Source organism: Streptococcus sp. 4094, assembly GCF_013277125.1.
Lineage (GTDB): Bacteria > Bacillota > Bacilli > Lactobacillales > Streptococcaceae > Streptococcus.
The window spans coordinates 37,359-49,169 of record NZ_VMMI01000017.1 but is presented as its reverse complement, the minus strand read 5'-3'; the positions used below and the strand labels follow the sequence as shown (position 1 = coordinate 49,169).

The 11,811-nt window shown below is 40.7% G+C and carries 9 protein-coding genes; all 9 read left to right on the top strand.

What is annotated here, in order from left to right:
* The first annotated feature begins 112 nt into the window (after nucleotides 1-112).
* The 9 genes from parE (at nucleotide 113) to pcp (ending at nucleotide 11,809) form a co-directional block, all read left to right on the top strand.
* Nucleotides 113-2,056 (top strand): DNA topoisomerase IV subunit B, encoded by a 1,944-nt coding sequence (gene parE, locus HT721_RS05255; protein WP_173214239.1) that lies wholly within the window; start codon nucleotides 113-115, stop codon nucleotides 2,054-2,056.
* A 27-nt stretch (nucleotides 2,057-2,083) separates the two neighbouring features.
* A complete protein-coding gene (locus tag HT721_RS05250; RefSeq protein WP_173214240.1) occupies nucleotides 2,084-2,911 on the top strand; it encodes an aminoglycoside 6-adenylyltransferase in 828 nt (275 codons plus the stop codon).
* Nucleotides 2,912-2,940: 29 nt separating this feature from the next.
* Nucleotides 2,941-3,501 (top strand): GTP pyrophosphokinase, encoded by a 561-nt coding sequence (locus HT721_RS05245; RefSeq protein ID WP_057487181.1) that lies wholly within the window; start codon nucleotides 2,941-2,943, stop codon nucleotides 3,499-3,501.
* A 356-nt stretch (nucleotides 3,502-3,857) separates the two neighbouring features.
* Nucleotides 3,858-6,329 carry a DNA topoisomerase IV subunit A gene (gene parC / locus HT721_RS05240; protein WP_173214241.1) on the top strand — a complete coding sequence of 824 codons (2,472 nt, stop codon included), beginning with the start codon at nucleotides 3,858-3,860 and terminating at the stop codon, nucleotides 6,327-6,329.
* A gap of 134 nt (nucleotides 6,330-6,463) precedes the next feature.
* Nucleotides 6,464-7,486, top strand: a complete 1,023-nt coding sequence (locus HT721_RS05235) for a branched-chain amino acid aminotransferase (RefSeq protein WP_000219004.1) — start codon at nucleotides 6,464-6,466, stop codon at nucleotides 7,484-7,486.
* A gap of 22 nt (nucleotides 7,487-7,508) precedes the next feature.
* Nucleotides 7,509-9,476 (top strand): peptide ABC transporter substrate-binding protein, encoded by a 1,968-nt coding sequence (locus tag HT721_RS05230; RefSeq protein WP_000837384.1) that lies wholly within the window; start codon nucleotides 7,509-7,511, stop codon nucleotides 9,474-9,476.
* A 64-nt stretch (nucleotides 9,477-9,540) separates the two neighbouring features.
* On the top strand, nucleotides 9,541-10,230 hold the full coding sequence (locus tag HT721_RS05225; protein WP_000454773.1) for a DUF969 domain-containing protein: 690 nt from the start codon (nucleotides 9,541-9,543) through the stop codon (nucleotides 10,228-10,230).
* Complete coding sequence (locus tag HT721_RS05220; RefSeq protein WP_000137263.1) at nucleotides 10,227-11,150, top strand: DUF979 domain-containing protein; 924 nt, start codon at nucleotides 10,227-10,229, stop codon at nucleotides 11,148-11,150. Before HT721_RS05225 ends, HT721_RS05220 begins: the two co-directional genes overlap by 4 nt.
* A 14-nt stretch (nucleotides 11,151-11,164) precedes the next feature.
* Nucleotides 11,165-11,809, top strand: coding sequence for a pyroglutamyl-peptidase I (gene pcp / locus HT721_RS05215; protein ID WP_000699369.1), 645 nt, complete (start codon nucleotides 11,165-11,167; stop codon nucleotides 11,807-11,809).
* The last annotated feature ends 2 nt before the right edge of the window (nucleotides 11,810-11,811 follow it).

Here is an 11,811-nt window from a genome sequence, read left to right as displayed (position 1 = left end):
GTTACTTTGAGAAGTTAGCTCTGCTGAAATTGTCACACCGGAGAAAGAAAAATTTTGCAAAATCCTAGGAAAACCTGTAGAATAGTAAAGATGAACGAATAGGAGGTTCCTTGTGTCAAAAAAGGAAATCAATATTAACAATTATAATGATGATGCCATTCAGGTGCTAGAAGGGTTGGATGCGGTTCGAAAACGTCCGGGGATGTATATAGGATCGACCGATGGTGCTGGTCTCCACCACCTCGTCTGGGAAATCGTCGACAATGCAGTCGATGAGGCCTTGTCTGGATTTGGTGATCGTATTGATGTGACCATCAATAAAGATGGCAGTTTAACTGTGCAAGACCATGGACGTGGAATGCCAACTGGTATGCACGCTATGGGAATCCCAACAGTTGAGGTTATCTTTACCATTCTTCATGCCGGAGGGAAGTTCGGTCAGGGTGGCTACAAGACATCTGGTGGTCTCCACGGGGTGGGTTCTTCCGTTGTTAATGCACTTTCTAGCTGGTTAGAAGTAGAAATTACCCGTGATGGTGCAATCTATAAGCAACGTTTTGAAAATGGGGGAAAACCTGTCATGACCTTGAAGAAAATTGCTACAGCGCCTAAGTCTAAGACAGGTACCAAGGTTACATTTATGCCTGATGCGACCATCTTTTCTACGACAGACTTCAAGTACAATACCATTTCAGAACGCCTCAATGAGTCAGCCTTTCTCTTGAAAAATGTGACCTTGTCTTTGACGGACAAGCGTACAGATGAAGCGATTGAGTTCCACTATGAGAATGGGGTACAGGACTTTGTTTCTTATCTAAACGAAGACAAGGAAACCTTGACACCGGTTCTGTACTTTGAGGGGGAAGATAATGGTTTCCAAGTGGAAGTAGCTCTTCAGTACAATGATGGATTTTCAGATAACATCTTGTCCTTTGTCAATAACGTTCGCACCAAAGATGGTGGTACGCACGAGACAGGACTCAAGTCCGCTATTACCAAGGTTATGAACGACTACGCGCGTAAGACAGGTCTTCTCAAGGAAAAAGATAAAAACCTTGAAGGTTCAGACTATCGTGAGGGACTAGCGGCTGTTCTTTCTATCTTGGTTCCTGAAGAACACCTCCAGTTTGAAGGGCAGACCAAGGACAAGCTAGGAAGCCCTCTTGCTCGTCCCGTTGTGGATGGCATTGTGGCTGATAAGTTGACATTTTTCCTTATGGAAAATGGGGAACTAGCTTCTAACCTTATTCGCAAGGCTATCAAGGCGCGTGATGCTCGTGAAGCGGCTCGTAAGGCGCGTGATGAGAGCCGAAATGGGAAGAAAAACAAGAAGGACAAGGGCTTGCTGTCTGGTAAATTAACCCCAGCCCAGTCCAAAAATCCTTCTAAGAATGAACTCTATCTAGTCGAGGGGGATTCTGCCGGTGGTTCTGCTAAGCAAGGTCGTGACCGCAAGTTCCAGGCTATCTTGCCTCTTCGTGGTAAGGTTATCAATACAGCCAAGGCCAAGATGGCAGATATCCTCAAAAATGAAGAAATCAATACTATGATTTATACTATTGGCGCGGGTGTTGGGGCAGACTTCTCTATTGAAGATGCCAACTATGACAAGATTATTATCATGACCGATGCGGATACCGACGGTGCCCACATTCAAACACTTCTCTTAACCTTCTTTTACCGCTATATGCGTCCTCTTGTCGAGGCAGGACATGTCTATATCGCCCTTCCGCCTCTTTACAAGATGTCAAAAGGTAAAGGCAAGAAGGAAGAAGTAGCTTACGCATGGACGGACGGGGAACTAGAAGAACTCCGTAAACAGTTTGGTAAAGGTGCTACACTCCAACGTTATAAAGGTCTTGGTGAGATGAATGCGGATCAGCTCTGGGAAACAACCATGAACCCAGAAACCCGTACTCTTATCCGTGTCACTATCGAAGACCTAGCACGCGCCGAACGTCGTGTCAATGTCCTCATGGGCGACAAGGTCGAACCACGACGTAAGTGGATTGAGGATAATGTCAAGTTTACGTTGGAAGAAGCGACAGTGTTTTAAGTCACTTTTTAATGAATGGGTATCAACATGAGAACTGAAACAGAAATGCTAGATCTGATTTTACAGACTGCCAAAACTTTACAAGTCAAAGCTGTCGCCATGTCTGGTTCACGTACAAACCAAAAGGTTCAAACAGATGAATTTCAAGACTATGACGTGGTCTATGTAGTAGATGACATAGACAATCTAACGAGTGACCTTTCTTGGCTAGACCAGTTTGGGAAACGCATTATCGAGCAAGAGGTTGCTCTTGACCATCGTCGTCTCTACCTCATGCTCTTTGAAGATGGCAATCGTATCGATTTGACTCTTTGCCCTAAAGAATACATTCAAGAGTGGGTAGATAGCGAGTCGAAATTCATAGTTTTAGAAGATGAGAAGGGCTTGTTTGAGTCATATTCTCCCAGTCCAAAGCGTCACTGGATAACCCCAGCTACTGAAACGGATTTTAAAAATTCCTGTAATGAATTTTGGTGGGTGTCAGCCTACGTTGTCAAAGGGATTTGTAGGAATCAGCTCATCTATGCGACGGATCATCTCTATGGAATTTGCCAACAAGAATTGCTCAAGCTTTTAGCTTGGCAAGTGGCAGCAGATAAGGGAACGGTCGATGTTGGCAAGAATTACAAGTACATCTTTCACTATTTGCCTGCTGAGAAAGAGAAGGAGCTATCTAATCTTCTTGATTTCTCCAGTTTAGACAAAATCACTCAGTCTTTGTTTGCTACGATGAAATTTTTCCACCAAGAAGCTCAATCCCTTGCTCACAAGATGGGCTTTGACTATGAGAAGGAAGTGGCTGAGAAGATGATGAGATATGCTGAGGAAAGAGTGAAGAAGTTTGGGAATAACTAGAAAAATGAAAAAGCGAGAGGAGAAGACTTATGATTGAAAAAGTGGAACGCCTCATTACAGAGATTAATCGTATTCATCGAGAATATTCTAAAGATTATTTTGAAACGGGTAAGGTGGAAAAAATCAATCTCAAGCATACCTTTTCAAAAGTTCCGACTAAAGCGATTTTGGCCTACCGTCTGAATTTACATGAGTCAATTAATGACTATCTGATGAAAGCGGATGTCCAAGATATTGCCTATGTTTATCGTGTCAAAACTTCTGAGTCTATTTTAGATAAAATTACACGTTTTTCTGAGCGTCAAGAGGGCTATCCTGTGAATTCTATTCTTAATGATATTTTTGGTGCTCGTATGATTTTAAGTTCCAAAGAGATTGCTCAAGTCATGGATAAATTAGATGATTGGCAAGAGCTGTACGGACTAAAAAACTGGTATTTACGAGATAAAGATGGCTATGTCGGTATTCATATCTATTTTAAAAATAAAAGTAATTTTTACTACCCATGGGAACTCCAACTTTGGGATAAGAAAGATGTAGATAGTAATATCGCCAGCCATATCAAGTATAAACGAGGATTTGTGGAGTAGATATTTCAAGTGGAAATGACGATACAGGAATTTGGTGAAACTCACTTACTCTATATTTTTTCTTTTTCCATAAAAAATACACTACATTCTTCGAAAGGAGTTGAACACGCCTTAAATACTGTGTGAAAATTCCTTATTACTCACTGAAGAACATATTAAACTACAGAAAGGATAGTTTGGTTACTTATCGTAACTGAACATTGGACTAATCCTTTTATCATTACACATACTCTATATTCTTTGAAAGGAGTTGAACACGCCCTAAATGCTGTGTGAAAAAGATAAATTCTCTGGTGAGCATCGTTAACTGCAAGAAATTCCTATTTTCACTTGGTGTTTTACGGGCTTTATATCTTATGTCTAACATTCAAAATATGTCCCTGGAGGATATCATGGGAGAGCGCTTTGGTCGCTACTCCAAGTACATTATTCAAGACCGGGCTTTGCCAGATATTCGTGATGGCTTGAAGCCAGTTCAGCGCCGTATTCTTTATTCGATGAATAAGGATGGCAATACCTTTGACAAGAGCTACCGTAAGTCAGCCAAGTCTGTCGGTAACATCATGGGGAATTTCCACCCACACGGTGATTCTTCTATCTATGATGCCATGGTTCGTATGTCACAGGACTGGAAAAATCGTGAGATTCTAGTCGAAATGCACGGTAATAACGGTTCTATGGACGGAGATCCGCCTGCGGCTATGCGTTATACTGAGGCACGTTTGTCTGAGATTGCTGGCTATCTTCTTCAAGATATCGAGAAAAAGACTGTTCCTTTTGCATGGAACTTTGACGATACCGAGAAAGAACCGACAGTCTTACCAGCAGCCTTTCCAAACCTCTTGGTTAATGGTTCTACTGGTATTTCGGCTGGTTATGCCACAGATATTCCACCTCATAATTTAGCTGAGGTTATTGATGCGACGGTTTATATGATTGATCATCCAACTGCCAAGGTGGATAAACTCATGGAATTCTTGCCTGGACCAGACTTCCCGACTGGAGGGATTATCCAGGGTCGTGATGAAATCAAGAAGGCCTATGAAACTGGGAAAGGGCGCGTGGTTGTTCGTTCCAAGACTGAGATTGAAAAGTTAAAAGGTGGTAAGGAACAAATCGTTATCACTGAGATTCCTTATGAAATCAACAAGGCCAATCTAGTCAAGAAGATTGATGATGTTCGTGTCAATAATAAGGTGGCTGGAATTGCTGAGGTTCGTGATGAGTCTGACCGTGACGGTCTTCGAATCGCTATTGAGCTCAAAAAAGACGCTAATACTGAGCTCGTTCTTAACTATCTCTTCAAATACACCGACCTACAAATAAATTACAACTTTAACATGGTGGCGATTGACAATTTCACGCCTCGTCAGGTTGGGATTGTTCCAATCCTGTCTAGCTACATCGCTCACCGTCGAGAAGTGATTTTGGCGCGTTCCCGCTTTGACAAGGAAAAGGCTGAGAAGCGTCTCCATATTGTCGAAGGTTTGATTCGTGTGATTTCGATTTTGGACGAAGTCATTGCTCTTATCCGCGCTTCTGAGAATAAGGCTGACGCCAAGGAAAACCTTAAGGTCAGCTATGATTTTACAGAAGAACAGGCTGAGGCTATCGTAACCTTGCAACTGTACCGTTTGACCAATACAGACGTAGTTGTCTTGCAGGAGGAAGAAGCAGAACTTCGTGAGAAGATTGCTATGCTTGCGGCGATTATCGGGGATGAACGGACCATGTACAATCTTATGAAGAAAGAGCTTCGTGAGGTCAAGAAGAAATTTGCAACTCCGCGTTTGAGTACTTTAGAAGACACAGCAAAAGCAATTGAGATTGATACAGCTAGTCTTATCGCTGAGGAAGATACCTATGTCAGCGTGACCAAGGCAGGTTATATCAAGCGTACCAGCCCACGTTCCTTTGCGGCATCCACTCTGGAAGAAATTGGCAAACGTGATGACGATCGTTTGATTTTTGTTCAATCTGCCAAGACAACTCAACATCTCTTGATGTTCACGACGCTTGGAAATGTCATTTATCGACCAATCCATGAATTGGCAGATATTCGTTGGAAGGACATCGGAGAGCATCTGAGCCAGACCATTACAAACTTTGAAACTAACGAAGAAATCCTTTATGTGGAAGTCGTGGATCAGTTTGATGATGCGACAACTTATTTTGCAGCTACTCGTCTCGGTCAAATCAAGCGTGTAGAACGCAAAGAATTCACTCCATGGCGGACCTACAAGTCTAAGTCTGTCAAGTATGCTAAGCTCAAAGACGATACAGACCAGATTGTAGCAGTGGCTCCGATTAAACTAGATGATGTTCTTTTGATTAGCCAAAATGGTTATGCCCTACGTTTCAATATCGAAGAGGTTCCGGTTGTCGGTGCCAAGGCTGCAGGGGTCAAGGCTATGAACTTGAAAGAAGATGATGTTCTCCAGTCTGCCTTTATCTGTAATACATCATCTTTCTACCTCTTGACTCAGCGTGGAAGTTTGAAACGTGTTTCTATTGACGAAATTCCGGCAACCAGCCGTGCCAAACGAGGACTACAAGTCTTGCGTGAGTTGAAAAACAAACCGCACCGTGTCTTCTTGGCTGGTGCAGTTGCAGAACAAGGCTTTGTTGGTGATCTCTTCAGTACGGAAGTGGACGGGAACGATCAAACTTTGCTTATCCAATCTAATAAAGGAACAATCTATGAAAGCCGATTGCAAGACTTGAACTTGTCAGAACGCACTAGCAATGGAAGCTTCATTTCTGACACGATTTCAGATGAAGAAGTTTTTGACGCTTATCTTAAAGAAGTATTTACTGAAGCTAAATAAGTGAAATGAAGAATCAGTTCTAAGAGCTGGTTCTTTTTATTGAAGAAATTTTCTGAAAATTACAAAATATACTTGCTATTTTAGAAAAAAAGTGTAGAATATAAGAAATAGGTTTTTAGAATAAGGAGTGGAATATGACAGTAACGATTGATTGGGAAAACCTTGGTTTCTCCTATATGAAATTACCTTATCGCTATATTGCTCATTTTAAAAATGGACAATGGAATCAAGGAGAGCTTACAGAGGATGCAACTTTGCATATTTCAGAGTCTTCTCCAAGTCTCCACTATGGACAACAAGCATTTGAAGGTTTGAAAGCTTATCGTACTAAAGATGGCAGTGTTCAACTGTTCCGTCCTGATGAAAATGCCAAACGCCTGCAACGGACATGTGACCGTCTCTTGATGCCACAAGTTCCGACAGACATGTTTGTAGAAGCTTGTAAAGCAGTTGTCCGTGCGAATGAAGAATACGTACCACCATACGGAACAGGTGGAACCCTCTATCTTCGCCCTCTTTTGATTGGTGTCGGAGATATTATCGGGGTAAAACCAGCAGAGGAGTATATTTTTATTATCTTTACTATGCCAGTTGGAAATTACTTTAAGGGTGGTTTGGTCCCAACCAACTTCTTGATTCAGGATGAATACGACCGTGCAGCTCCAAATGGTACAGGTGCGGCAAAGGTTGGTGGAAACTATGCTGCCAGTCTTTTGCCAGGGAAATTGGCTAAATCGCGCCATTTCTCAGATGTTATCTACCTAGACCCTTCAACTCATACAAAGATTGAAGAAGTCGGATCAGCTAACTTCTTTGGAATCACAGCTGATAATGAATTTGTAACGCCATTGAGTCCATCTATCTTGCCATCTATTACCAAGTATTCCTTGCTTTATTTGGCAGAACATCGTTTGGGATTAACTCCTATTGAGGGTGATGTTCCAATTGATAACCTTGACCGTTTTGTAGAGGCAGGTGCCTGTGGTACAGCAGCGGTTATTTCTCCAATTGGAGGTATTCAGCACGGTGATGATTTCCATGTATTCTATAGTGAAACAGAAGTAGGACCTGTGACTCGTAAGCTCTATGATGAATTGACAGGAATTCAGTTTGGTGATATTCCAGCGCCAGAAGGTTGGATTGTAAAAGTAGATTAAAAATATATTAAAGGAGATTTTTATGAAATCGAAAAAGTGGATTTTAACAACAGGACTTATCCTAAGCACAACAGCTCTTTTAGCAGCCTGTGGAAAAGCTGATAAAGAAGCAGATGCTCCGACAACATTTTCTTATGTTTATGCAGTGGATCCAGCATCCTTGGACTACAGCATAGCAACGCGTACATCCACAACAGATATTATCGGGAATGTCGTTGATGGTTTGATGGAAAATGATAAATATGGTAATGTTATTCCTTCCTTGGCTGAGGATTGGTCTGTCTCAAAAGATGGATTGACTTATACCTATAAACTTCGTAAGGGAGTGAAATGGTACACATCAGAAGGCGAAGAATACGCAGAAGTGACAGCCCATGACTTTGTGACAGGACTAAAACACGTCGCTGATGGTAAGTCAGACGGTGTCTCTCTCATCCAAAATTCAATCAAAGGCTTGGACGCCTATATGACTGGTGAAACCAATGATTTCTCTACAGTTGGTGTTAAAGCTTTGGATGACTACACAGTTGAGTATACATTGAATGCGCCAGAAAGTTTCTGGAATTCAAAAGTTACAACAGCGACGATGTTGCCTGTAAATGAAGAGTTTTTGAAGGCATCAGGAAAGAATTACGGAGAGGTTAGCCCAGCAGGGATTCTCTACAATGGTCCTTATTTCTTAAAAACATTGACTTCTAAATCTTTGATTGAATATGAAAAAAATCCAAATTACTGGGATAAAGAAAATGTTAAAATCGAGAAGATTAAATTGACCTACTACGATGGTTCAGATCAGGAGTCTTTGATCCGTAGCTTCTCCTCTGGTGCTTATACGACAGCCCGTCTCTTCCCAAGCAGCTCAAACTTTGCTTCAACTTTGGAACAATACGGAGATAAAATCACTTATAGCCCACAGGACTCAAGTAGTTATTACTTTACTTTTAACGTAAATCGTCAGTCATACAATAAAACTGCGAAAACAAGTGAGGAGCAAAAGACTTCTACAAAAGAAGCGATGCTCAATAAGGATTTCCGTCAGGCTATCAACTTTGCCTTTAATCGTCATTCTTATGCTGCCCAGCTAAACGGTGAAGATGGTGCGGACAAGATTATTCGTAACAGCCTTGTTCCAGATAACTTCGTACAAGCAGGTGGTAAGAACTTTGGTCAAATCGCTCAAGCAGAGTTGGTGAACTATGGTGACCAATGGAAAGGTGTTGAGCTAGTTGACGGTAAGGATTCTATCTACAACCCTGACAAGGCTAAAGCTGCTTTCGAAAAAGCTAAGAAAGACTTGGAATCTAAAGGGGTAACCTTCCCAATTCACTTGGATGTCCCGGTTGAACAAACAGATACTATCGCCGTTCAACAAAGCAACTCTTTCAAACAGTCTATTGAATCAACTCTTGGTGCTGAAAATGTTGTCATCGATGTACTTCAAATGACAGATAATGAAAAAGAAACTATTACATCACAAGCGCGTGTTCCTTCTCAAAAAGACTATGATTTGAACAGTACAGGATGGGCTCCAAGCTATCAAGATCCAGCGTCTTACTTGAATATTATGGATCCAAAATCTGGTTCTGCCATGAAACACCTTGGTATTACGAAAGGAAAAGATAAGGATGTTGTCGCTAAACTTGGTTTGGATCAATATAAGAAATTGTTAGAAGATGCTGTTTCTGAGACCACTGACCTAGAGAAGAGATATGAAAAATATGCCAAAGCTCAAGCTTGGTTGACAGATAGTTCATTATTGATGCCAACAGCTTCATCTGGCGGTTCTCCAGTTGTAAGTAACGTAGTACCATTCTCAAAACCATACTCACAAGTTGGTATTAAGGGGGATCCATATATCTTTAAAGGAATGAGATTGCAAAAAGATATTGTTACAACAAAAGAATATGACGAAGCTCTTAAAAAATGGCAAAAAGAAAAATTGGAATCCAATAGCAAATACCAAAAAGAACTAGAAAAGCACATTAAATAAGGAATGGTATTGCTCTTGAGAAAATTTAAAAAATACTGTCATTTTGAATATAGAGGAGTTTGATATGGAGTGGATTAAACTAATAGGAATAGCAATCATTGTTGTGGGTTTTATTTTAAAATTTGATACAATTGCAACAGTAGTCTTAGCTGGTTTGGTTACAGCTTTAGTTTCAGGTGTTTCTCTCGTTGAATTTTTGGAGATTTTGGGAAAAGAATTTAGCAATCAGCGAGTGCTCACGATTTTTATGGTTACCTTGCCTCTTGTGGGACTGTCAGAAACCTTTGGACTCAAGCAACGATCAATTGATTTGATTCGAAAGATTAAAGGTCTGACAGTTGGAAACTTCTATACAGTTTATTTCTTTATTCGAGAGTTAGCTGGTTTCTTTTCAATTCGTCTAGGAGGACACCCTCAGTTTGTCAGACCTTTGGTTCAACCTATGGGAGAAGCAGCAGCAGAGTCTCAATTAGGTAGAAAGTTAACAGAGGTTGAAGATGAGACAATAAAAGCGCGTGCGGCTGCGAATGAAAATTTTGGAAATTTCTTTGCTCAAAATACGTTTGTAGGTGCTGGGGGAGTCCTCTTGATAGGGGGAACATTAGATCAGTTAGGCTATGAAAGCAATTATGCAGGGATTGCTTCTGCATCTATTATTGTTGCTGTTATAACACTTATTGTAGTGGGGATTTATAATTATTTATTTGATAAAAAATTGACATCAGAAAAGACTAGGGGGGGAGAACAAAAATGACAGAGTTGGCAAAGCAACTATTAGAGTTGACCTATATTGTGATTGGTTGTCAATTTCTCCATACAGCCTATTGTAGTTATAAAGATAAAACAAACCCAGTCCGATTTGGAACATCTGCATTTTGGACTCTATTGGCTATTACGTTTATAGGTGGTTCCTATATGCCAAATATGAGTATTGGTATTATTGTAATCCTATTATCGCTGTTAACATTGTTTAAGCAAGTCCGTATCGGAACCTTGCCATCCTTAGATGAAATGAAAGCCAATATTGAATCTAACAGATTGAAAAATAAAATTTTTATTCCAGTTATGCTGATGGCAATACTTGCGTTGGTCTTAGCGCAAATGATTCCAGAATTTAGCAAGATTTCGATTAGCCTTGCCGCCTTGTTTGCTACAATTTCTGTTCTTGTGATTACCAATAGTCACCCTAAGAGTCTGTTATCAGAAAATAATCGAATGACTCAGCAAGTTTCAACAAGTGGGATTGTTCCCCAATTATTAGGGGCTTTGGGGGCTATTTTTACTGTAGCAGGTGTTGGTGATGTTATCTCTCATCTGATTAGCGGTATTGTTCCTTCAGATAGTCGCTTTATAGGAGTTTTGGCCTATGTTCTTGGAATGGTTCTATTCACAATGATTATGGGAAATGCTTTTGCAGCATTCACCGTTATTACAGCAGGTGTTGGAGTTCCCTTTGTATTTGCTCTGGGAGCTAATCCAATTGTGGCTGGTGCTCTTGCCATGACAGCAGGTTATTGTGGGACCTTATTGACCCCAATGGCTGCTAATTTTAACGCTCTACCAGCAGCACTGATGGATATGAAAGATCAGAATGGTGTTATAAAGGCTCAAGCAGGTGTTGCTCTAGTAATGATTGTTATTCACATATTCTTAATGTACTTTCTCGCATTTTAGTAAAGGAAAATAAAATGAAAATATTGGTTACAGGTTTTAATCCTTTTGGAGGTGAAAAGATTAATCCAGCTTTGGAGGCTGTAAAATTATTACCATCTGAGATTAATGGGGCCGAAGTTCGCTGGGTAGAAATTCCAACGGTTTTTTATAAGTCGTCAGAAGTTTTAGAGGCAGAAATATTACGATATCAACCAGATGCTGTACTTTGTATTGGACAAGCAGGCGGCAGGACAGGTTTAACACCTGAACGAGTGGCTATTAATCAAGATGATGCTCGCATACCTGATAACGAAGGCAATCAACCAATTGATACACCGATTCGTATTGATGGAGCATCGGCCTATTTTAGTAGTTTACCTATCAAAGCGATGGTACAAGCTATTAAAAAACAGGGACTTCCAGCAGTTGTGTCCAATAGTGCAGGAACCTTTGTTTGCAATCATTTGATGTACCAAGCTCTTTATTTAGTGGATAAAAAATTCCCTAATATGAGAGCAGGTTTCATGCATATTCCATATATGATGGAACAAGTAGTAAATAAGCCGAATACTGCAGGAATGAGTCTATGTGATATTGTAAGAGGCATAGAGGTAGCTATTGAAGCTATTGTAGACTACAAAGATAAGGATTTGCAGTTAGTAGGTGGTGAGACTCACTGATA